Genomic DNA, 21,154 nt, shown 5'->3' with positions numbered 1-21,154 from the left:
ACGTGGGAATGCAGGGCGCTTACGCTCGTCCTACGTAACAGACCAACGGTACTTTAGGAGCCCCCCATGAACCTCAGCTGGAACGAGAACCACATCCCTGATCAAACCGGACGCGTGGCGATAGTGACCGGTGCCAACACCGGGCTGGGTTTTCAGACCGCCAGGATGCTCGCGGAACGGGGGGCGGCGGTGGTCCTGGCCGTACGCGACGTCGAGAAGGGCAAGCAGGCGGCTGCCCGCATCAACGGGGACGCGAGGGTTCAGGCCTTGGACCTGGGCTCACTGGAGTCGGTCCGGTCCGCTGCGGCGGCCCTGCGCGCGGACCACCCGCGGATAGACCTGCTGATCAACAATGCCGGCGTGATGTACACGCCGAAGCGGACCACCGCGGATGGCTTTGAACTGCAGTTCGGCACCAACCACCTCGGGCATTTCGCCCTGACCGGCCTGCTGCTGGACCGGCTGCTGCCGGTTCCCGGCTCGCGCGTTGTGACGGTCAGCAGTACCGGGCACCGCATCCGGGCCGGGATCCACTTTGATGATCTCCAGTGGGAGCGCTCGTATAGCCGCGTCGGCGCCTACGGCCAGGCCAAGCTGGCAAACCTGATGTTCACGTACGAACTCCAGCGCCGTCTCGAACCCCTTGGTACCACTGTCGCGGTGGCCGCCCATCCGGGCGTCTCCAATACGGAGCTCACCCGCAACACACCGGCAGCGCTTCGGGTGCCGGTCACCTGGCTCGCCCCGTACTTCACGCAGACTCCCGAGATGGGTGCCCTGCCCACCCTGCGTGCGGCTACCGATCCGGAGGTCACCGGCGGCCAGTACTACGGTCCCGGCAACCGCTCACAGACCCGCGGCTATCCGAAACCTGTCGCCTCCAGCCCTGCCTCCCATGACCAAGCGGTCCAGCAGCGCCTCTGGACCATCTCGGAGGAACTCACCGGGGTAACCTTCCCTCTGGCGCCGGCTAACCTGACCTGACCTGCGTTACGGACGCAACCGAACGCCCGATTGGACGATTAAACGAGAGCGCCGGACGGACCGGGTTAGGCGGCTTTAATAATCCCTGCGAGCTCTGCGAGCAGGGATTTTCGTTGCCGCCGTTCCGGTCCGCCCGGCGCGGACGGTAGGCGCGGGCGCCCGTTAGGGGCTAAGCAGCCACAGCCGCCTCGTGGAACTTCTTGCCATTAACCCGCTCGGACGCACCGACGCGGTCCAGATACGGGGTAATTCCGCCCAGGTGCATCGGCCAGCCGGCACCGAGGATGACACACAGGTCGATGTCCTCGGGTCCTGCCACAACGCCTTCTTCGAGCATGAGCCCGATTTCCTCGGCCAGGGCGTCCTGCGTGCGGCGCAGGACTTCCTCGGACGTGGAGGGGGTGTTGCCGAAGTCCAGCATCGCCAGGGTTTCCTCCGGGATGTACTGGTTGCCGTTTTCGTCCTTCTGCCAAATGGACTTGATGCCGGCGTCGATGATTTTCTGCTGGTTCTTGGAGACCCAGAAACGCTCGCCGAAGGCAGCGTGCAGGGATTCCTGCACGTGCTGGCCCACCGGCAGGCCCACCAGGGCGAGCAGGGTGAAGGGAGACATCGGCAGGCCCATAGAACGCAGGGCGTTGTCTGCCGTGGCGGCGTCGGTGCCCTCGTCGAAAACCTTGGTGATCTCGCCGAACATGCGGCCCAGGATGCGGTTGACCACAAACGCGGCCGCATCCTTGACCAGCACTGCGGTCTTCTTGAGCTGCTTGGCCAGCACAAAGGCGGTTGCCAGGACGGCGTCGTCGGTCTTGGGTGCGCGGACAATTTCCAGCAGCGGCATCACGGCCACCGGGTTGAAGAAGTGGAAGCCCACCACGCGCTCCGGGTGCTTGAGGTCCGCGGCCATTTCGGTGACGGAGAGCGAGGAGGTGTTGGTGGCCAGGATGCACTCGGGGGAGACCACGGCCTCCACCTCGGCGAAGACCTGCTTCTTGACCGAGAGCTCTTCGAAGACGGCTTCGATGACGAAGTCGGCGTCGGAGAAGGCTTCCTTGGAGACCGAGCCGGTAACCAGGGCCTTGGTGCGGTTGGCGGCGTCGGGGGAGATGCGCTTCTTGGCCAGGAGCTTGTCCACCTCGGCGTGTACGTAGCCCACGCCCTTGTCCACCCGTGCCTGGTCGATGTCCGTCATGACCACGGGGACCTTGAGCTGGCGGGCGAAGAGCAATGCCAGCTGGCTGGCCATCAGGCCGGCGCCTACCACGCCCACCTTGGTGACCGGGCGGGCGAGCTTCTTGTCCGGGGCGCCGGCGGGGCGCTTGCCGCGCTTCTGCACCAAGTCCAGGAAGGCGTACACGGTGGAGCTGAACTGGGGGGACTGCATCAGTTCGGCCAGGGCGTCGCACTCGGCTTCGCGGGATTCCTCGCGGGTCCAGGTCTTGCCCTTTTCGAGCAGGTCCAGCACCTTTGCCGGGGCAGGTGCGGCGTTGGAGGTCTTGGCCTCCACGAAGGCACGGCCCTTGGCGACGGCGGCGTCCCACGCTTCGCCGGCGTCGGCAGGCTCGACGGCGTTGGGCCGCTCCACCTTTTCTTCGCCGCTGATCACGCGGGAAGCCCAGGCCAGGGACTGCTCGAGGAAGTCCGCCGGCTCGAACAGTGCGTCGGCGATGCCGAGCTTGTAGGCGGCCGGACCGGCGAGGGTGCGGTTGTTGCTCAGCGGGTTCTCGATCATCACCTTGACAGCGTTCTCGGGGCCGATGAGGCGCGGCAGCAGGTAGACGCCGCCCCAACCCGGGACCAGGCCGATGAAGGCTTCGGGCAGGGCCAGTGCACCGGCGCCGGTGGACACCGTGCGGTAGTCGGACTGCAGGGCAATTTCCAGGCCGCCGCCCAGGGCCACACCGTTGATGAAGGCGAAGCTGGGAACGCCCAGGGTGCCCAGCTTGCCGTAGACGTCGTGGCCCAGGCGGGCCATGGCGTAGCCGGCTTCGATGTCGGAAATGGACTTCACAGCGGACAGGTCGGCGCCGGCCACCAGGTAGAAGGGCTTGCCGGTGACGCCCACACCCACAATTTCGCCGGCGTCGGCGCGGACCTTGAGTTCGTCCAGCTTTTCGCCGAGCTCAAGCAGGGTGTTCGGGCCCAGCGTGGTGGGGCGGGAGTGGTCGACGTCGTTGTCCAGGGTGATCAGCGCGAAGGTGCCGGCGTTGCCGGGGAGCGCGATGTCCGAGACGTAGGAGTGGGTAACAACCTCGGTGGGGAAGAGGCCCGCGAGGCGCTGGTAATCGGGAGCAGACATTACTTCGTGGCCTCCGTGGAATCGGTGTTGTAGTCGGGGTGGTTCGGGTTTTCCCAAATCACCGTGGCGCCCATGCCCAGGCCGATGCACATGGTGGTCATGCCGTAGCGGACGCTGGGGTCTTCCTCGAACTGGCGGGCCAGCTGGTTCATCAGGCGCACGCCTGAGGAGGCCAGCGGGTGCCCGACGGCGATGGCACCGCCGTAGCGGTTGACGCGGGGATCGTCGTCGGCAATGCCGAAGTGGTCCAGGAAGGACAGGACCTGGATGGCGAAGGCTTCGTTGATTTCGAACAGGCCGATGTCCTCAATGGACAGGCCGGTCTGCTTCAGCACCTTTTCGGTGGAAGGCACCGGGCCGTAGCCCATGACCTCCGGTTCGACGCCGGCGAAGGCATAGCCGACCAGGCGCATCTTCACGCCCAGGCCGAGTTCCTCGGCAGCTTCGGCGGAGGCGAGCAGCGCGGTGGTGGCACCGTCGTTCAGGCCGGCGGCGTTGCCCGCAGTGACCCGGCCGTGGGCGCGGAACGGGGTGCGCAGCTGGGCGAGGTCCTCAACCGTGGTGCCGGGGCGCGGCGGCTCGTCCACGGTGTTCAGGGTCCATCCGGTGCCGGGCTTCTTGGTGGCAACGGGCACCAGGTCAGGCTGGATCTCGTTGTTGGCGTAGGCCTTGGCGAGCTTCTCCTGGCTGGCGGCGGCGTACGCGTCGGTGCGCTCCTTGGTGATGTGCGGGAACCTATCGTGCAGGTTCTCGGCGGTGTTGCCCATGTTCAGGGCTGCCGGGTCCACCAGGCGTTCGGTCATGAAGCGGGGGTTGGGATCGGCGTCCTTGCCCATCGGGTGGTTGCCCATGTGCTCCACGCCGCCGGCGATGACGACGTCGTAGGCGCCGAAGCCGATGCCCGAGGCGGTGGTGGTCACGGCCGTCATGGCGCCGGCGCACATACGGTCGATGGCGAATCCGGGGACCGTGCGGGGCAGACCGGCCAGCAGGGCGGCGGTGCGGCCGATGGTCATGCCCTGGTCACCGGACTGGGTGGTGGCGGCGATGGCTACTTCGTCAACGCGTTCCGGAGGGAGGGAAGGGTTGCGGCGCATCAGCTCGCGGATGCACTTGACCACCAGGTCATCGGCCCGCATGCCGGCGTAGATACCCTTTTCGCCGGCTTTGCCGAACGGGGTCCGCACTCCGTCAACGAAAACTACGTCCCTGATCTGCCGTGATCGGCTTTGTGGGCTCACGTACTTACTCCTCTTTGAGATATGAAACGGAACAACGTCCGACTCGATGTTACTCATGAGTAACATAGGCCGCAAGGGACCCCCGCATTGTCGGTGGTGCGGGGCGCACCTGCCCCGGCAACAGACCCTATCGACATACCGCCGTCCAAGGAACCGTTGTACGGACGGTGCTGATACTTTGTCCGGATGGAATCCGTGGCCGACGCCGAACTGGCAGCATGGCTGGCGGTAGTCCGCTCCGGCGGCAGTTCGGAGCCCTCGCCGGAACAGATCAGGCAACTGCGGGTGCCGCGCCGCCGCCCGGCAGGTCCGGCGGTGCAGGAAGTGCGGGATCTGATGATCCCCGGAACCGTACCGCTGGCCGCCCGGTTGTACCGTCCTCACGGTTCAGCACTGCCGCTGACGGTTTTTGTGCACGGCGGAGGATTCGTCTTCGGAGGGCTGGAGTCCCATGACCGGCTGTGCCGGCGGCTTTCGCTGCTGGCCGGCACCGCCGTCCTGGCAGTGGATTACCGGCTGGCGCCGGAGCATCCCGCTCCCGCGGGGGTGGACGACGTCGTCCGGGCCCTGCGCTGGGCGGCGGACCGTCCGCCGGCGCTGGGGCCGCTGCTGCCCGGTGCCGGACTGGCCGGTGACAGCGCCGGCGGGCTTATTGCGTTCCTCGCAGCCCGCAGCTTGGCCGGTACCGCGGCCGAACCCCGCCTGCTGCTACTGGCCTACCCCAATGCAGACCTGACCCTGAGCCTGCCCGGCGTCCGCGGGAAAGGTGAGGGGTGGGGTCTTTCGGTGCGGGACCTGGCGTTCTACATCAAGCAGTGGGTGCCGGCAGCGGAACGGCTGGCGGAGTTCAGCCCAGTGCATCTTCTCCGTGCGGATCTGGCCAGGGGGCAGCACCTGCCGGTGCGGACGCTGCTGGCCACCGCAGAACACGATCCACTGCGGGAAGAGGGGCAGATGCTGGCACGCGAACTGGCCCGGGGCGGAACCGCCGTTGACTATGTTCCGCACCCGGGGCATCTGCACGGCTTCCTGACGCTGGATGCAGTGTCGCCGGCAGCCCGTACCGCAGGTGATGCCCTGCTGCTGCGGTACGGTGCGGCACTGGCTGCGGGCCGCGGCTGAAGTTCGCGGCGGAAGGATGGGCGAGCGGTCCTAGGGGAGGGTTTTTACCTGTGCGTTCTCCCGGCGCACAATCCGCCGACGCCACAGATGCACAAGGATCACGAGAACGATGGGTGGTCCAACCACTAGGCCGAATCCGACGAAAGTGCCGATCACGTATCCAACGCCTTCCCCGGCGGATTCGACGTCGGCGTCGCTCAGTTGTTGCGGCAGCGTCACCATCGCGGCAAGCAGCAAAATGCTGCCCAGCACGTAGCCGATGACCAGGAGGATCATGCTGGCGACGCGCTTGCCGGTTTCCCTCACTGGAGCGGGGGTGGAGAAGGGCTGGTAGCCGGGATACTGCTGGCCCTGGTACTGGTTAGGCCCGGGATACTGCTCGCCGGGATATTGCGGCGTCCCGTACGGCTGGGTTGGATATTGCTGGCCCGGGTACTGCTGCTGGCCCGGGTACTGCCCGCCCGGCTGCTGTTCGTTAGTGCTCACGTTTCCCCCAAATGAATCCGGCGAATGGCATCGCGCGGGTGATTGTCGGAAATGATACACACCGGAGCATACCCGGCAGGGGTTTGTCTGAACCTGAGGCCGGCGCGGCACGGTGCGCATAGATGCGGCGGTAATAAGCCGGCCGGTAAATAGGGAATCGACGGGGAAAGGAGTGTCGTTCTGGCCGCACCTTTAAGTGGTTAGTTAGGCTAAGGAAGACATTGACACAACAACTAAATCCCCCCGCGCGGACAAAGATGAGGACCCTTCCGTTTTCTTGCTGCTCCGCCGCCCGCCCCGCGCCTTGATGATGAGGCCGTAAAGGCAAAATACCCGCGGCTGCGCCTGCAGGTGTTTATGGGCATCTTCATCGGCTATGCCGGTTATTACCTCGTCCGGAACAATGTGCCGCTGGTGGGCACGATTCTGCGTGACGAGCATGGCTTCAGCGCCTTCGGGCTGGGCGTAGTCACCAACGGTGTGCTCGTGGCCTATGGCCTCAGCAAGTTCTTCAGCGCCATTGTGAGCGACCGCAGCAGTGCACGGCTGTTCCTCCCGATCGGCCTGGCGCTTTCCGCCCTGGCCAACCTGTTTATCGGCTTTGTGCCGGCGGTGGGCACTTCCGTTGCCTTCTTGGCCGTCGTAATGATCTTCAACGGATTCTTCCAGGGAATGGGGTGGCCTCCCAGTGGGCGGACCCTCGTGCACTGGTTCTCCACTTCGGAGCGCGGCTCCAAGACCGCGTTCTGGAATATCGCCCATAACGTAGGCGGTGCCGGATCCGGCGCCCTGGCCGGGGCAGCCATGGCCTGGTTCGGCGGCTGGCAGTCGGCATTCTGGTTCCCGGGCATTGTCGGCATGGTTATTGCCATTATTGCTTTCTTCCTGCTCCGGGATACACCGGAATCCGAAGGGCTTCCTCCCATTGAGGAATACCGCAATGATCCCGCTCCGGTTGAAGAGGATGCAGCGGATGAAACCGCCAGCACCTGGGAAACCGTCCGCCGCTATGTCCTGACGAACGCCACCATGGTCAAGCTGGCCCTGGCCAATGTGTTTGTGTACACCCTGCGCTACGGCGTCCTCGTGTGGGCGCCGGTGTACCTGGCGGACGTGCGCGGTGCGAGCCTGGGCGAAGGCATTGCCGGATTCTCCCTGTTCGAACTCGCCGGTATTCCGGGCACCCTGCTGTGTGGCTACATCAGTGACAAGGTGTTCCGCGGCCGCCGTTCGCCGGCGGGCATCACCTTCCTGATCGGCGTATTCCTGGCCGTAATGGTCTACTGGCTTTCGCCGGTGGAATGGCCGCTGTGGATTTCCTACGGCGCACTGGTCGTCATCGGCGGCCTGATCTACGGGCCGGTCATGCTGATCGGCCTGCAGGCCCTGGACCTGAGCCCCCGCCGGGTAGCGGGCACGGCAGCCGGATTCACCGGCCTGTTCGGCTATGTCCTCGGCGCCACGCTGGCCTCCACCGGCATCGGCCTCTCCGTGGACCACTTCGGCTGGGATGTCACCTTCATGCTGATCCTGGCGTGTGTGCTGCTTGCCATCGGGTTCATGGCCGTGACGAGGACGCCATGCGTGCCCGCCGCGCCAAAGCGCTGCAGTAGCGCAGAACGGCAGCTGGCTCACTAGCTGACACTGGCCGTGCCGCCCCTCGGGGTGGCACGGCCAGTGCCGTTTCGGGCAGCAAGCTGGTGGGACAGCACCGAACCTGCGGCACTGGTCGCCCAGGGCGGGGGCGCCGGACACTAACGCTCTGGGCGGAAAGCATGCTTAGTATTTCGTTCAGCAAGCGGTGCCTCGCTAACCTGATATTGATGAGTACCGCTAAAACTTCCCCGAAGAATGTCCGCACATCCAGCACCGCCGGTATGGTCCGTGTGCGCGGCGCGCAGGAAAACAACCTGCGCAACGTCGACGTCGACATTCCCCGCGACGCGATTGTCGCCTTCACCGGCGTCTCCGGTTCGGGTAAATCCTCCCTGGCTTTCGGTACGATCTACGCCGAGGCGCAGAAGCGCTACTTCGAATCAGTGGCTCCGTATGCCCGGCGGCTGCTGTCCCAGGGGCACACCCCCAAGGTGGAGGAAATCACCGGGCTCCCGCCCGCCGTCGCCCTCCAGCAGCGCCGCGGTGCCCCCAGTTCCCGCTCCACCGTGGGCACCCTGACCACGCTGTCGAACTCCATGCGCATGCTCTTCTCCCGCGGCGGAACCTATCCGGCAAACGCCGAGCCGGGCAGCCTGGACTCTGATGCCTTCTCGCCCAACACGGCCGCGGGCGCCTGCCGGGAGTGCTCCGGGCTGGGCATCGCCCATACCGTCACCGAGGATTCGCTGGTGCCGGACCCGTCGCTGACCATCCGCGAAGGCGCCATTGCTGCCTGGCCGGGGGCCTGGCAGGGCAAGAACCTGCGGGACATCCTCATTCAGCTGGGCTACGACGTCGACGTGCCCTGGCAGAAAATGTCCAAGAAGGACCGCGACTGGATCCTGTTCACCGAGGAACAGCCCGTCGTGATGATCACCCCGCAGCGTGACCGGGTGGCCAAACCGTACAAGGGCCGCTTCTGGAGCGCGAAGAGTTACGTTATGCACACGCTGGCTGATTCAGGCAGCGCACAGATGCGTGAACGTGTTCTCGCCTACATGGTTTCGGGCCCCTGTCCGGTCTGCGGCGGCGCCGGCCTGCGCCCGGAGGCCCTGGCCGTCACCTTCGCCGGCCGGAACATTGCCGAGCTGAACGGTGCCACCCTGGCCGAACTTGCCGAGATCATCCGGCCGACGGCGGAACTGAAGTCCGCCGGCACTGCCTCCCGTGCAGCGGCCTCCAATGAAGACACCGAGGTAGCGGTGACCATCACCCGCGACCTGCTCGGCCGGCTGGAGGTGCTGATCGGCCTTGGCCTGGGCTACCTCAGCCTCTCGCGCGCCACCCCCACCCTCTCGCCGGGGGAGATGCAGCGCCTGCGCATCGCCACCCAGCTGCGCTCCGGCCTGTTCGGGGTGATCTACGTGCTGGACGAGCCTTCGGCCGGCCTGCACCCGGCCGACGCCGAGCCGCTGCTGACCGTGCTGCAGGAACTGAAGGATGCCGGCAACTCGGTGTTCGTTGTTGAGCACAACATGGACGTGGTCCGCAGTGCGGAGTGGATTGTCGACGTCGGCCCGCAGGCCGGCGACGGCGGCGGCACCGTGCTCTACAGCGGCCCGGTTGACGGACTGGCGGAGGTAGAGGAAAGCGCCACGCGTCCGTTCCTGTTCGGCGAAGCGCAGACCGCACCGCCGGCCCGCCGCACGCCCGATGAGTGGCTGACGCTGAAAGGCATCACCCGGCACAACCTGCACGGCCTGGACGCGGACATCCCGCTGGGCGTACTCACCGCAGTCACCGGCGTTTCCGGTTCCGGCAAGTCCACCCTGGTCAGCCAGGTGCTGGCCGAAACAGTGGGCCGGCAGGTCAACGGAGCGGCTCCGGAGGCCGACGACACGGAAGACACCGAGGACGACGATCCTGGCGTGCAGGTGCGGTCCATCGCAGGGTTGGAACACCTGGACCGGCTGGTCCGGGTGGACCAGCGGCCCATCGGCCGGACTCCGCGCTCCAACCTGGCCACCTATACGGGCCTGTTCGACGCCGTGCGGAAGCTCTACGCCTCAACCGACGAAGCCCGCTCGCGCGGCTACACCGCCGGCCGGTTCTCCTTCAACGTGGCCGGGGGCCGCTGCGAGACGTGCCAGGGTGAAGGCTTCCTCGCCGTCGAACTGCTGTTCCTGCCCGGCACCTACGGACCGTGCCCCGTCTGCCACGGCGCCCGCTACAACAAGGAAACCCTTGAGGTAACGTACCGGGGAATGTCCATTGCGGACGTGCTGGATATGCGGGTGGAGTCCGCTGCGGAGTTCCTCTCCGACGTGCCGGCTGCCTCCCGCAGCCTGCAGACCCTGCTCGATGTCGGGCTCGGTTACCTGCGCCTGGGCCAGCCCGCCACCGAGCTCTCGGGCGGCGAAGCGCAGCGGATCAAGCTCGCCACCGAACTCCAGCGTGCCCGCCGCGGGCACACGCTCTACCTGCTCGATGAGCCCACCACCGGCCTGCACCCGCAGGACGTCCAACTGCTGCTGCGCCAGCTGAACCGCCTCGTCGATGCGGGCAACACCGTGGTGGTGGTGGAACACTCGATGAACGTGGTGGCTTCCGCCGACTGGGTGATCGACATGGGTCCTTCTGGCGGCGAAGAGGGCGGCCGGATCATGTGCGCCGGCACCGCCGCCGACGTCGCCGCTTGCGAGGCAAGCCGGACGGCGCCTTATCTGGCGGCGGCGCTCCAAACGCTGGGCTAGCCGGCAGCGGCAGCCGGGGCGCCCTTGCCGGCGGCGTCTCGTGCCGCAATGTAGCCGTACACCAGGCCCTGGCCGATGGTGGCGCCTGCCCCGGGGTAGCTCTTGCCAAAGACGTTCGCAGCCGTGTTGCCGATGGCGTACAGCCCCTCCAACACGGTGCCGTCCTCGCGCAGGACCCGCCCGCGGGCATCCGCGGTCAGGCCGCCGCAGGTACCCAGATCCGAGAGCACCATCTTGACGGCGTAAAAGGTCTTGCCGCTCAGGGGGCGCAGGTTCGGGTTGGGCCGGATGGTCGGGTCGCCGTAGTAGCGGTCGTAGGCGCTGGAGCCGCGGTGGAAGTCCTCGTCCACGCCGGCTGCGGCGACTTCATTGAAGCGGGCCGCCGTGGCCGTGAACGTGTCTTCTGGCACCCCGATGCTCCGGGCGAGCTCGGCCAGGCTGCCGGCCTTCGCGGCGATGCCCGCCTCGTACCATGCTGCGGGCAGCGGCGAGCGGGGGTACAGCGCGCCGGCCAGCAGATAGCTGTTGCGGTATTCCTGGTCAAAGATCATCCACATGGTGCCCACCGGGTCGCCCTGCTTCTCCCGCTCCAGCACATGCTGGCCGAAGGACATGTAGTTCTCCGCCTCGTTCACGAACCGCTTGCCGGCGTCGTCGACAATAAACGAGCCCGGCAGGGAACGCTCCGCCAGCATCACCGACGGTGCGGCCCCGGGCAGCGGCGCGACGGCGGGGAACCACCAGGCCTGGTCCAGGAGTGCGGTGCCGGCGCCGGCGTCCACACCGGCCTTGATGGCGTCACCGGTATTGCCTTCGGCGCCGAAGCTCCACCCTTCAAGGGCTGGGGACTGGTGCTTGTGCCGCAGGGCCATGTCGTGGTCAAAGCCGCCGGCGGCGAGCACCACGCCCTGGCGTGCCGTCACCGTCACCTCCGTGCCGTCCTGCTCCAGGACGGCACCGGTGACCCGGCCGCCGTCGGAAATCAGCCGGACCAGGGATGTTTCCGTCCAGACCGGGATGCCCGCCTTCAGCACTCCGGCAAACAGCCCGGCAGCGAGGGCCTGCCCGCCGGCGACATAGTCCCGTTTCAGTGCCAGTCCGCCGATTCCCTGCACCGCTCGCCTCACTGCGGTCGGGAAGCCCTTGGCCGGGACCTTGGCGAGCAGGTTCAGCCAGCGGTAGTCCTTGCCCGTGATGGGCATGGGCAGGGGTGCCTCCATGGTGCCGCCGCGGAGCCGGGCGCGTTCGGTCCCCAGCCGGTTGGCGTCAAAGGGAATACATTCACAGCTGCGGCCGATGGCGGAGCCGCCCGGCTGCTCGGGCTGGTAGTCGGAGTACTCCTTGTCCCACATAAAGCGCATGGGGGTGGTCCGGCGCAGCATGTCCACGGTGTCCGTGCCGTTGTCGAGGAAAGACTGCCAGCGTTCCCGCGGGGAGGTGTCGCCGACGACGGCGTCCACGTAGGCGGCCGCGCGGGCGGGGGAATCGGGGGCACCGGCTTCGCGCAGGATCGGGTTGTCCGGAATCCAGAACGCACCGCCGGACCGTGCCGTCGAGCCGCCCACGTAGGCGGTCTTCTCTGCGATCAGGACGGAGGACCCCAGTTCGGCGGCGGCCAGTGCAGCGGCCATGCCGGTGCCGGAGCCGATCACCAGCAGGTCCACCGTGGTGTCCTGTGCCGTTGCGGTGCGGGCGGGTGCGGATTTGGGCATTGCGGTCTCCTTTGACGGGCAAGCGTTATCCGGCACCGGGGGAGTGGTTCCCCGTCCGTTGCCGGATAACGCTTTGTGCTGAGCGGTTTCTGCACCCTAGCGCGGAACGTGGGCCGGTGCCATTTCCGTCCCTGCGTGCCGGGCATATCCAGTGAACGCGCAGCCGGTCAGTGTATGTCCTTCGGCCCCGGCTTGTCCGGCCCGTGGAACCGCACATAGCTGTACCCGATCAGGGCCAGTCCCAGGCAGCCGGAAACAATCATGGTGACGCCGGTGGCCCATCCGCCGGGCAGCCACCAGGTATCCTGCAGCGGCCACCACTTCGGTGCCTGCCGCCAGATACCCCACAGCACACCGGCTGCCGTCACCGCCAAGGCGCCGCAGACGGTTCCGGCGATCCGCGGCCAGGTCTGCACCCCCTGAGCGGCGGCCCGAAAGGCACGCACCCGGACGGGGTTCAGCCAGCGGTGGGCCCAGGCGTAGCGCAGGGACAGGACCGCAAGACCGGCGACTATCATCAGCAGGCCGGGCCCGGGGAGCACCAGGGCCGCCAGGCCCAGGACAACCAGCGTCCAGCCCGCCACCTCAATGCCCGTACGGCGCAGCCATGCCGGTATCCGTTCAGTGCGCGTCATGGACCCAGCCTTTCACATCGCCCGCCCGGGCAGGAGTGCCCGAGGGTCACGTCACGGATTCCCCTGCAGTCCGCGGCGGCTGACATAATCCTTGCCGGAAACCGGAGGGAAAGCGGTGAGTGCCAAGTGAAGTTCCAGATGGAGGCCATCGGGCAGGTGTCGTCCAGCCGCAGCGAGGTGCGGGATGACCAGTGGGACCAGGAGCGGGCCGTGATTACGCTGGATCCCGCACTGTTCACCGAGGAGGCATTGTGGGGACTGGCGGTTCAGCCATGCCGGCCGAACCGGATCGGCACCACCATTGTGCAGATCCGGTCGGTGGGCGGCCTGTCCCTGGAGGCCCGTGGCCCAGCCCGGCTGGGCCACAGAGCTGATGCGTGGCTATTGGTAATCCAGGGGCAATGGATACTGGTGCCGTGAACACCATCCTCCGCGCCTCCCGCATCAGCACACCCCGCCTGCAGTTGGATCCCCTGAGCGTTATCCATGCGGCGGAGATGGTCCCGGTGCTGGCCGGTACCAACCTCTACCGGTACATCGGCGGGGAGGCGCCCACCCGCGGGGAACTGACCGGCCGGTATGCCGCACAATCCGTCGGTGCCTCACCGGACGGGCGGGAGGCATGGCTGAACTGGATCATCCGGGAGGAAGGCGCGGCCGTCGGATTCGTGCAGGCCACCGTGGCTGTGGGCGGGCCGTGCCCGACGGCGTACCTGGCGTGGGTAGTGGGCGAACCGTTCCAGGGCCGCGGCATCGCCACTGAAGCCGCCCGGGCAGTGCTGGATTGGCTGCAGCGGTGCTCCGGCGGCCCGGTTGCCGCGTTCATCCATCCGCAGAACCAGGCCTCCGCCGCCGTCGCCTGCAAACTGGGATTGATCGCCAGCGGGGAGCTGGACGAGGACGGCGAGGAGCGTTGGGACCTGCCCGGGCACCGCACAGGGAAAAGCGCCGCCGCCCAACAAAAAAACGGCAGGTGCCGGAGAAACAGTCTCCGGCACCTGCCGTCGGTGGTGGGCGGTGCTAGTTGACCTTGACGGTCATCATGCCCTTGGGGTTGCTTTGGACCACGGTGATCTTGGTTCCGGTTCCGGCAACCACCACGCTGCCCTGCGGATTGGCGGGGTCGTAGTAGGCATTGGGATTGCTGTCATCGAAGACGGCAACACCGGGCCGGGACGGAACCTGCAGGGTGGTCATGCCGGCCGCCGTCTCGCGGTGCAGCAGGATCGGATCCGTTGCTTCCTTGCCGAACGTGGCGTCAAAGCTCTGAATGCGGTTCCGTGCCACCGTGCCGTCTGTCCAGCGCAGGGCCGTGGCGCGGGCGTCCACCGGCAGGACCAGTCCGGCACCGGGGTGCTGGCTGGTGTTGTTGTTGCGCTGTCCGGCGTTCCAGTAGGTGACCAGCAGCCCGTTCTGGTACGGGAAGTGTTCCACCTTATCCGGTGAGCTCAGTGCCCAGCCGAAGTTGTACGGGCCGGTCTGCAGGGTGGAGTCGTATCCGGCGTACTGGCGGTTTTCGGCAATGTAGTAGCGGCCGTTACCCTGGGCATCCCGAGGCAGGGTGACCACCAGCGCCTGCTGTTTCTTGGTGGCGTGGTACGACGCGCCCAGCATGTGCGTGGACTTTTGCCCCGCGGTGGCAACATCGTAGTCCAGCCAGCCCAGCTGCAGCTTTTCCCAGGCACCCATGTGGTTGGGGGTGGTGCCGATGGAATCCGTGCCGCGGCCCAGCCAGGAACCGGAACTCATCAGCGTCCAGAAACCGGTGCCGTTGTCGCCGCCGGCAGTGTCGTAGAGGTCGGGCAGGCCCAGATCGTGGCCGTACTCGTGTGCGAACACACCGAGTCCGCCGTTTTCGGGTTCGGTGGTGTAGTCGCGGATCCAGACCTTGGAATCACCGATCCGGATGCCGCCGAAGGGGTTGGTCGCCGGGCCGTCAATGCCGTAGCCTGCCTGGCCTACGGACCAGCGGTGTGACCAGATGGCCGACGTCGCTGCTCCGGCCTCCTCGCCCTCGCCTGCGTGGATGGCCTGGAAGTGGTCGATGTAGCCGTCCGGCTCATCAAAGTTGCCGTTGTTGTTGTAGTCGTACCGGTCCCACTGGTCGAAACCGGCCAGGTAGGCATCAACGTCGGCAGGAGATTTTCCGGCGGCGATCTGGGATTCGTACCAGGCGTCGGCAGCGTCCTGCACGAACCGGGTCATGTCCTCCTGGCTCTCGGTCTCGCCGTAGCTGGCCGAGTTGTACGGCACCGTAACCCAGTCGCTGACGTCGCCGTCAACGGTGTAACGGCCGCTGGACATCTCCTCGTACAGCGTCTTCAAGGACTCGCCGGCCGGATCGAAGAACATGTTCTGGTAGTGCTCACGGCCGAAATCCGGCAGCCAATAAGTCGAGTTGTCCACACTGCGGTTCGGCTGCGGAATCCCGTTGTGCTGCGGGCCCGGCGCGGAGGCGGGGAAGCGGGGGTCCACCTGGCTGCCAAAGTCAATGAGGAAAGACAGGATCTGGTCGCTGTCCTCCAGCCCGTACTCCGCCCACTGGCCCGGCGCCACCTGGACCGACTGTGATCCGCCCTGCTGCCGGACGGGCGCTTCGCCGCGGACCACTTTTTCAATGGCCTGCTGGTTGAGCGCACGCCGCTCGTCCGCCACCGGATCCGAGCGGTCATCTGCCTTGGCGGCGGTGCCGTCAGCGCCCGGAGCTCCGAAAGCGCCGCTGCTTTCCGGAGCTGCGGGCAGGACGGACGGAGCTGCAACTGCGGCCGCTGTTCCCGGCGCAAGCAGAAGGGCGCCGCTGGCAATCAGCACCGCAGCCTTCCGCGCAAAACTTTTTTCGATTGTCAAAGGATCCCCTTAGAAAATGCATGGTGCGTAAATGAGGTGAAAACAAATTACGGGCTCCTGAGGGCGGGGGAACCCGTAAAACGCCCTCTTATGCGAAGTGACCCGTAAATGGTGCGTTTTTATCTCCGGACACTTCCGAAATAGACCGAACTCCTGTAAAGGTGCTTAGGGGGAAACCTGCACGCACTATGAGGAGTTCTAAATGCTTTCATCCGCCGGTCGCCGGAATGCGGCCGCTGCAGTCACTGCAGCACTGGCAGTTACACTCGGTTCAATGACCCCGGCAGCAGCAGCGCCGCCGGACCATGCGGGGAAGGACCAGTTGGCAAGAGTGACCGTCCTGGGCACCTCGGATCTGCACGGCAACATTGAAAACTGGGACTATTTCCAGGATGCCGAGTACGACGACGCCGCCCACAACGATGTGGGACTGGCCAAGATTTCCACCCTGGTGGACTCCGTACGCGCTGACCGGGGCCGGGAATCCACCCTGCTGATTGATGCGGGCGACACGATCCAGGGCACCTCGCTGGCGGACTACTTCGCCAACACGGCCCCGATCACGGAGACAGGCGAGATCCACCCCATGGCTGCGGCCATGAACGCCATGGATTACGACGCCGCGGCGCTGGGCAACCACGAATTCAACTACGGTCTTTCCATGCTGCGCGGGTTTGAAAGCCAGCTGGCGTTTCCGCTGCTCGGCGCCAATGCAGTAGACCCGGCCACCGGCGCCCCGGCGTTCACCCCCTACATCATCAAAACGGTCAAGACCAAAGGAAACAAACCCGTGAAGGTGGGCATCCTGGGGCTCACAAACCCAGGGGTGGCCATTTGGGACAAGAACAATGTTGAGGGACAGCTCGAATTTCCCGGCATCGTTGAACAGGCCCAAAAATATGTGCCGGAAATGAAGGCACGCGGTGCTGACGTGGTAGTGGTCAGCTCGCACTCCGGAACGTCCGGTCTTTCCTCCTACGGGGACGACCTGCCGCTGGAAAACGCCTCAACCGAGCTTGCGGAAACGGTGCCGGACATTGATGCGGTGCTGGTAGGGCACGCGCACCAGGAAATCCCGGAACGCTTCGTCACCAACAAGGCCACTGGCGAGCAGGTGCTGCTCACGGAACCGCTGAACTGGGGAATGCGCCTGTCCGTTATGGACTTCGAACTGACCAAGGTGCGGGGCAAGTGGGACGTGACTGCGGCGTCGTCGTCCCTGCTGAACGCCAATACAGCGGAAGCGGATCCCGAGATCTCCAAACTGGTGGCGGAGCAGCACCGGCGCGTCATCGACTACGTGAACACGCCCATCGGCACCGCCACGCAGTCGATGCCTGCAGCCGAATCGCGGTACCGCGACACGGCGGTGATGGACTTCGTGAACTCGGTCCAGGCGCAGGCCGTGGACCGGGCGCTCGACGGCGGGCCGAACGCGGACCTGCCGGTGCTGTCCGTGGCGGCACCCTTCAGCCGCACGGCCGAGATTCCCGCAGGGCCGGTCACCATCCGTGACATCGCCGGGCTCTACGTCTTCCCGAACACCCTCTTTGCCGTCGAAATGACCGGCAGCCAGGTCAAGGACTACCTGGAGTACTCCGCCAAGTACTTTGTGCAGACACCTGCCGGCGCGGCGGTGGACCCCGCCACCCTGACCAATGCCAACGGGACCCCGGACTATAACTACGACGTCATGACCGGGGTCAATTACGACATCGATATCTCCCGTCCGGTGGGGGAGCGGATCGTGAACCTGAGCTTCAACGGGTCCCCGGTGGACCCTGCGCAGCGGTTCGCCGTGGCGACCAACAACTACCGCCAGTCCGGTGGAGGCAACTTCCCCTCCATCAGCACGGCTCCGGTGCTGGTGAACCAGCAGACGGAAATCCGCCAGCTGCTCATTGACTATGTGGTGGCCCAGGGTGCTGTGGATCCTGACGACTTTGCGCAGGACAACTGGCGGCTGGTGCGGGGCGGTGTTCCTGTATTTGAGTAGGGCTAAAGGGTCCGTTGCGGGGGCCGGAAGCGCAGAGCCGCAGTACCGCATAGACCCGCTGACCCTCCGCGAGGTCCCGGCGGACCGGGCGGCGGCCGAGGCGTGGCTGGCCGGCCCGGAAGCGGCGTCCGGGCCGGCGGCTGCTCGGATCGCGTGGCTGAGAATCCTGGGCAGGCTTACGGAGGCCGAGGGGGAGGCCCGCGCGTCATTTGCCGCAGCTGCTGCGGGTGACACGCTTCGGGACCTGCCGCTGGCCGCCGTCCTGCCCGGGATCCGGCTGGCACAGGTGCTGCAGCGGCAGGGAGACCTAGTGCAGGCGCTCCGCCTGCTCGCCCGCGTCGGGGAAGCACTGTCCCGGTCAGCAGAGTCCGCTGCGGTCCTGTCCGCAGCCGCTTTCCTGCACCAGCACCGGGGAAAGGTGCTGCTGGACGCGGGCCACCCCGGGTGGGCCCTGCGGGAGTTCCGGCAGGCTGAGCGTCTCCGCGACAAACCGGAGCTGCCGGCGGATCAGCTGGAGTCCACGCGGCAGGCGGTTTCTGCGGCCCTGCGCGCGCTCGATAAACAGCAGGCTTAGTAATTCCGGTGGGTCTGTGTCTAGCATTGATGAGGCAGAACAGGTGCGGAATATCCGAAGACCAGGGGGGAGGTTCTGCCTAATGCACTGCTAGGAAGGATCATGGTCATGATCGGATTCATCATTGCAGGCCTCATTATCGGTGCCTTGGCTCGACTCATTAAGCCCGGCCGGCAGAACCTCGGAATCATCGCCACCCTGCTGCTTGGCCTCGTAGGTTCGGTGATCGGCGGCGTGATTGCCAATCTGCTTGGCACCGGAGACATTTTCGAGCTCAATATCCTGGGCTTCATCGTTGCCGTCATCGCGGCTGTACTGCTGATCGGCGTCGCCGAGGGCATCGCCGGCCGGAGCAAGGGCCAAGGCCAGGTCCGCCGCTAGCACCGGCTGCTGCGGCAATACCGCACAAAAAACCGTCCCGTCTCCTGCGCCATTCGGCGCGGAAGACGGGACGGTTTCTGTATGCGGAGTATTAAACGGCTGTCTGCAGGATTTTTTCTTCCTGGGAAGCGGGCGTCGGTGCGGCAGTGCGACCTGCACTGCGGTCCTCAATCTCCACACTCAGGGAGAGGTAGAAGGCGAACAGTCCCTCTACGAGGGGGCCGTCTTCAAGCTGGCTGAATGCCTGATCCGCCAGGGATTCCAAGGCTGCGTCAGTCATCGTGGAGAATTCCGGGAAAAGGTCAACATGGGTGATGGGATTATGGGTCACAAAGTTTCCTAACTCAAAGGAACCATTGGCCCGCGTCTAAACCAAGGTTTCTAGCGTAACCCGTTTGACGCCCCTGTGTAAATGCGGCACGGACAACCCGGCTCCCCGCCGGATTCCGGCGGCGCGCCTGCCGGGACGGGGAAAACCGCGGGCTAGATTGGACCGATGCAAGCAGATCAGCGGGTGGAACCGCCCGAAACTGCCGGAGAACTCGAAACCCTGACCGGCTTCCTGGACTACTTCCGCGCCACCGTGGTGATGAAGGCCGCCGGACTGAGCGACGCCGAGGGCGCCAAAAGGCTGCTGCCCTCCCTGACCACCGTCTCCGGGCTGGTCCAGCATCTGACCGACGTTGAAGGATTCTGGTTCCGGGACCGGGTCGACGGGCAGCAGGACGTCCCCACCCGCTGGTCAGAGGAGGATCCCGACGGCGAGTTCCGGGTCAGTCCCCAGGGCAGCCTGGCGGGGATTATCGCCGACTACGAAGCTGCCTGCGAGCAGTCGCGAGAGGTCATGCGCCGGCACGGGCTTGAGGATCGCTGCCGGGGCGGCGGCGGCAAGCAGAATGTGCGTTGGGTGCTGGTACACATGATCGAGGAGACCGGACGGCACTGTGGACACCTGGACATCCTGCGCGAGCTGCTTGACGGCTCCACCGGTGATTAGCGGGTGCGCGTCCAGTAGCGCATGTCCACCATGGTGTCCCGCTGGCGCTGCCGTTCCCGCCGGACGGCCCGGAACCCGGCGCGCTGTGCCACCGCTTCGCTGACGGTATTTCCGGCGATGGTGCGCAGCGCTACCTTGGAGAACCCGTTGGCAAGTGCCCACTCACTCAATCCGCGGGTGGCTGCCGTTGCTGCGCCGCGCCCCCGGCCTGCAGGCAGCAGCGCGTACATCAGTTCAGGGGTGCCGTCCGCGGAACAGGAAATGCCTGCGGTGCCCAGGACATCACTGCCATCGTGCACCGAATAACGGGCAAGCAGGCTTTCCCCACGGGCTTCGGCAACACGTGTCATGCGCATTCTGGCTCGGTCATCGCTGAGGTTCGGCGGGAACAGCGTCCAGCGGATCACATCGTCGTCCATGGACAGCTCCTGTTCCAGGCGCCAGTCCGAAGGGGTGAGGATCCGAAGGATGAACCTGCCCGCCTGCAGGGAATCCGGGGTGGGCGCTAGAAGAGGCATCCGCCATTATTGCGCGTGCCGGGGACGGCACCCAACCCCTCACGGGTGCGGACTGCTCAGGCTACCGGAAATGATTCAAGCATTGCCTTCAGGCCGGCGTAGATCCCCGGTGTGTCATGGTCCACGGACACAGCGGAGGCACCGTAGAGCCCCGTGATCCGGACGGTCAGTTCACAGCCGGCCCCAGCCTGCTCGAGCGTGTATTCGAGTACTCCCGGCGCCTCGGCCGCCACTCGTTCGTTCCATTGCGGGTTGAAGGTCAGGGCCAGCCGCACCGGCGGTTCCGCCGTCAGGACGGTCCCGGAAAACAGGGCTTCGCCGTCGTGATTCATAACGTATGTGCTGCCTTCAGCCAGGGACCCGTTCAGGACCGAACCCCGCATCCAGTGCCGGGGGATACCGGTGGCCGTCAGCTCATCCCAGACGCGGGCGGGGGAGCAGGCGATGCGGGTCCGGTAAATCGTGGCTGAGGTATCGGTCATGGTGGGCCCCCTTGGCTTCGTGGCGCGGATCCGCAGCCGTGTCTGCGGCGACGATAAACCATCCGGCCCCGCACCGCTATCCCCTTGGCTACGCCTGTGGACGGGACGCGGGAGCGGCGGCAGTACCGCGCAGGACGGCGTCGGTGTGGTCCAGGTGCGCACCAGATGCCGCGACCTCCACTTCCAGGCCATCTGCGGCGTAGTCGCCCACCAGCACATAGGGGCCAAAACGGAGTGATTCGATCAGTGTCGGGGGACGGCGGGAGACAGCCGTGGCATTGGACAGCTGCAGCAAACCACCTTCACCGGTGTCCTGACCGGCCGCCGCTGCCTGACCGGTAATACTCATACGGCCTGAATACGGGATAACGACGGCGCGTTTCCACCGGGAAGAGTATCCGGGACGGCTGTCCGCAACTACCCGGAGCCAGCAGTTAAACTCTCCGCGCTCTAGGAAACGGCGCGTGCGGCGCCTTGAGCCAAGAATCCACGACACCCAGCTCGGTAAAAACATCAGTGCGGCAAGCCACC

General features: G+C 66.0%; 20 protein-coding genes. 10 read left to right on the top strand and 10 right to left on the bottom strand.

Annotation, left to right across the window (positions count from 1 at the left end; all coding sequences use genetic code 11):
- The first annotated feature begins 66 nt into the window (after window positions 1-66).
- Complete coding sequence (locus LJ754_RS10510) at window positions 67-984, top strand: SDR family NAD(P)-dependent oxidoreductase (protein ID WP_227926521.1); 918 nt, start codon at window positions 67-69, stop codon at window positions 982-984.
- 169 nt (window positions 985-1,153) lie between these two features.
- Here LJ754_RS10510 and LJ754_RS10505 read toward each other — a convergent pair whose 3' ends face one another.
- Both LJ754_RS10505 and LJ754_RS10500 read right to left on the bottom strand, forming a co-directional pair.
- Window positions 1,154-3,283 (bottom strand): 3-hydroxyacyl-CoA dehydrogenase NAD-binding domain-containing protein, encoded by a 2,130-nt coding sequence (locus LJ754_RS10505; protein WP_227926520.1) that lies wholly within the window; start codon window positions 3,281-3,283, stop codon window positions 1,154-1,156.
- On the bottom strand, window positions 3,283-4,524 hold the full coding sequence (locus LJ754_RS10500; protein WP_227910953.1) for a thiolase family protein: 1,242 nt from the start codon (window positions 4,522-4,524) through the stop codon (window positions 3,283-3,285). Before LJ754_RS10500 ends, LJ754_RS10505 begins: the two co-directional genes overlap by 1 nt.
- Window positions 4,525-4,710: 186 nt before the next feature.
- Here LJ754_RS10500 and LJ754_RS10495 point away from each other — a divergent pair, with 186 nt between their 5' ends.
- Window positions 4,711-5,646, top strand: coding sequence for an alpha/beta hydrolase fold domain-containing protein (locus LJ754_RS10495; protein WP_227926519.1), 936 nt, complete (start codon window positions 4,711-4,713; stop codon window positions 5,644-5,646).
- 30 nt (window positions 5,647-5,676) lie between these two features.
- On the opposite strand, the gene LJ754_RS10490 is transcribed toward LJ754_RS10495, so the two are convergent.
- Window positions 5,677-6,132 carry a hypothetical protein gene (locus LJ754_RS10490; RefSeq protein WP_227926518.1) on the bottom strand — a complete coding sequence of 152 codons (456 nt, stop codon included), beginning with the start codon at window positions 6,130-6,132 and terminating at the stop codon, window positions 5,677-5,679.
- Window positions 6,133-6,489: 357 nt separating this feature from the next.
- Here LJ754_RS10490 and LJ754_RS10485 point away from each other — a divergent pair, with 357 nt between their 5' ends.
- Both LJ754_RS10485 and uvrA read left to right on the top strand, forming a co-directional pair.
- Window positions 6,490-7,770, top strand: coding sequence for an MFS transporter (locus LJ754_RS10485; RefSeq protein WP_227926517.1), 1,281 nt, complete (start codon window positions 6,490-6,492; stop codon window positions 7,768-7,770).
- Window positions 7,771-7,955: 185 nt separating this feature from the next.
- Window positions 7,956-10,481 (top strand): excinuclease ABC subunit UvrA, encoded by a 2,526-nt coding sequence (gene uvrA / locus LJ754_RS10480; RefSeq protein WP_227926516.1) that lies wholly within the window; start codon window positions 7,956-7,958, stop codon window positions 10,479-10,481.
- Here the strand turns inward: uvrA and LJ754_RS10475 are convergent.
- Together LJ754_RS10475 and LJ754_RS10470 are read right to left on the bottom strand one after the other, a co-directional pair.
- On the bottom strand, window positions 10,478-12,193 hold the full coding sequence (locus tag LJ754_RS10475) for a 3-ketosteroid-delta-1-dehydrogenase (RefSeq protein WP_227926515.1): 1,716 nt from the start codon (window positions 12,191-12,193) through the stop codon (window positions 10,478-10,480). The two genes, uvrA and LJ754_RS10475, sit on opposite strands and share 4 nt — an antisense overlap.
- Window positions 12,194-12,360: 167 nt before the next feature.
- Complete coding sequence (locus LJ754_RS10470) at window positions 12,361-12,828, bottom strand: PGPGW domain-containing protein (protein ID WP_227910963.1); 468 nt, start codon at window positions 12,826-12,828, stop codon at window positions 12,361-12,363.
- Window positions 12,829-12,954: 126 nt separating this feature from the next.
- On the opposite strand from LJ754_RS10470, the gene LJ754_RS10465 reads away from it, so the two are divergent.
- Both LJ754_RS10465 and LJ754_RS10460 read left to right on the top strand, forming a co-directional pair.
- Window positions 12,955-13,248, top strand: a complete 294-nt coding sequence (locus tag LJ754_RS10465; protein WP_227926514.1) for a hypothetical protein — start codon at window positions 12,955-12,957, stop codon at window positions 13,246-13,248.
- A complete protein-coding gene (locus tag LJ754_RS10460; protein WP_227926513.1) occupies window positions 13,245-13,856 on the top strand; it encodes a GNAT family N-acetyltransferase in 612 nt (203 codons plus the stop codon). Before LJ754_RS10465 ends, LJ754_RS10460 begins: the two co-directional genes overlap by 4 nt.
- On the opposite strand, the gene LJ754_RS10455 is transcribed toward LJ754_RS10460, so the two are convergent.
- On the bottom strand, window positions 13,849-15,675 hold the full coding sequence (locus LJ754_RS10455) for an immune inhibitor A domain-containing protein (protein ID WP_227926512.1): 1,827 nt from the start codon (window positions 15,673-15,675) through the stop codon (window positions 13,849-13,851). The two genes, LJ754_RS10460 and LJ754_RS10455, sit on opposite strands and share 8 nt — an antisense overlap.
- A gap of 274 nt (window positions 15,676-15,949) precedes the next feature.
- On the opposite strand from LJ754_RS10455, the gene LJ754_RS10450 reads away from it, so the two are divergent.
- The 3 genes from LJ754_RS10450 (at window position 15,950) to LJ754_RS10440 (ending at window position 18,626) form a co-directional block, all read left to right on the top strand.
- On the top strand, window positions 15,950-17,671 hold the full coding sequence (locus LJ754_RS10450; RefSeq protein ID WP_227926511.1) for a bifunctional metallophosphatase/5'-nucleotidase: 1,722 nt from the start codon (window positions 15,950-15,952) through the stop codon (window positions 17,669-17,671).
- Complete coding sequence (locus tag LJ754_RS10445) at window positions 17,664-18,245, top strand: hypothetical protein (RefSeq protein ID WP_227926510.1); 582 nt, start codon at window positions 17,664-17,666, stop codon at window positions 18,243-18,245. The genes LJ754_RS10450 and LJ754_RS10445 overlap by 8 nt, the downstream gene beginning before the upstream one ends.
- Before the next feature lie 102 nt (window positions 18,246-18,347).
- Window positions 18,348-18,626, top strand: coding sequence for a GlsB/YeaQ/YmgE family stress response membrane protein (locus tag LJ754_RS10440; protein ID WP_442860125.1), 279 nt, complete (start codon window positions 18,348-18,350; stop codon window positions 18,624-18,626).
- A 91-nt stretch (window positions 18,627-18,717) separates the two neighbouring features.
- Here the strand turns inward: LJ754_RS10440 and LJ754_RS10435 are convergent, their stop codons facing one another.
- The gene (locus LJ754_RS10435; protein WP_227926509.1) at window positions 18,718-18,957 is read right to left on the bottom strand and encodes a hypothetical protein; all 240 of its coding nucleotides are present in this window, start codon (window positions 18,955-18,957) and stop codon (window positions 18,718-18,720) included.
- Between the two features lie 165 nt (window positions 18,958-19,122).
- Between LJ754_RS10435 and LJ754_RS10430 the strand changes: the two genes are divergently transcribed.
- Window positions 19,123-19,623 carry a DinB family protein gene (locus tag LJ754_RS10430; RefSeq protein ID WP_227926508.1) on the top strand — a complete coding sequence of 167 codons (501 nt, stop codon included), beginning with the start codon at window positions 19,123-19,125 and terminating at the stop codon, window positions 19,621-19,623.
- Here the strand turns inward: LJ754_RS10430 and LJ754_RS10425 are convergent.
- From LJ754_RS10425 to LJ754_RS10415, 3 genes are all read right to left on the bottom strand, one after another.
- On the bottom strand, window positions 19,620-20,141 hold the full coding sequence (locus LJ754_RS10425; protein ID WP_227926507.1) for a GNAT family N-acetyltransferase: 522 nt from the start codon (window positions 20,139-20,141) through the stop codon (window positions 19,620-19,622). The two genes, LJ754_RS10430 and LJ754_RS10425, sit on opposite strands and share 4 nt — an antisense overlap.
- Before the next feature lie 56 nt (window positions 20,142-20,197).
- Entirely contained in the window at window positions 20,198-20,623 is a 426-nt protein-coding gene (locus tag LJ754_RS10420; protein WP_227910978.1) for an SRPBCC domain-containing protein, read from the bottom strand.
- 88 nt (window positions 20,624-20,711) lie between these two features.
- Window positions 20,712-20,972 (bottom strand): hypothetical protein, encoded by a 261-nt coding sequence (locus LJ754_RS10415; RefSeq protein ID WP_227926506.1) that lies wholly within the window; start codon window positions 20,970-20,972, stop codon window positions 20,712-20,714.
- Between the last annotated feature and the right edge of the window lie 182 nt (window positions 20,973-21,154).

It is taken from the genome of Arthrobacter sp. zg-Y40, from assembly GCF_020731535.1.
GTDB lineage: Bacteria > Actinomycetota > Actinomycetes > Actinomycetales > Micrococcaceae > Arthrobacter_B.
The sequence above is the reverse complement of the archived record's forward strand: the minus strand, read 5'-3'. Positions and strand labels throughout refer to the sequence as shown.

Coding starts and splice junctions, on each gene's coding strand:
- LJ754_RS10440 (WP_442860125.1), top strand. CDS start 18,348: ATGGTCATGATCGGATTCATCATTGCAGGCCTCATTATCGGTGCCTTG.
- LJ754_RS10420 (WP_227910978.1), bottom strand. CDS start 20,623: ATGACCGATACCTCAGCCACGATTTACCGGACCCGCATCGCCTGCTCC.
- LJ754_RS10485 (WP_227926517.1), top strand. CDS start 6,490: ATGGGCATCTTCATCGGCTATGCCGGTTATTACCTCGTCCGGAACAAT.
- LJ754_RS10505 (WP_227926520.1), bottom strand. CDS start 3,283: ATGTCTGCTCCCGATTACCAGCGCCTCGCGGGCCTCTTCCCCACCGAG.
- LJ754_RS10425 (WP_227926507.1), bottom strand. CDS start 20,141: ATGCCTCTTCTAGCGCCCACCCCGGATTCCCTGCAGGCGGGCAGGTTC.
- LJ754_RS10470 (WP_227910963.1), bottom strand. CDS start 12,828: ATGACGCGCACTGAACGGATACCGGCATGGCTGCGCCGTACGGGCATT.
- uvrA (WP_227926516.1), top strand. CDS start 7,956: ATGAGTACCGCTAAAACTTCCCCGAAGAATGTCCGCACATCCAGCACC.
- LJ754_RS10430 (WP_227926508.1), top strand. CDS start 19,123: ATGCAAGCAGATCAGCGGGTGGAACCGCCCGAAACTGCCGGAGAACTC.
- LJ754_RS10510 (WP_227926521.1), top strand. CDS start 67: ATGAACCTCAGCTGGAACGAGAACCACATCCCTGATCAAACCGGACGC.
- LJ754_RS10475 (WP_227926515.1), bottom strand. CDS start 12,193: ATGCCCAAATCCGCACCCGCCCGCACCGCAACGGCACAGGACACCACG.
- LJ754_RS10495 (WP_227926519.1), top strand. CDS start 4,711: ATGGAATCCGTGGCCGACGCCGAACTGGCAGCATGGCTGGCGGTAGTC.
- LJ754_RS10450 (WP_227926511.1), top strand. CDS start 15,950: ATGACCCCGGCAGCAGCAGCGCCGCCGGACCATGCGGGGAAGGACCAG.
- LJ754_RS10415 (WP_227926506.1), bottom strand. CDS start 20,972: ATGAGTATTACCGGTCAGGCAGCGGCGGCCGGTCAGGACACCGGTGAA.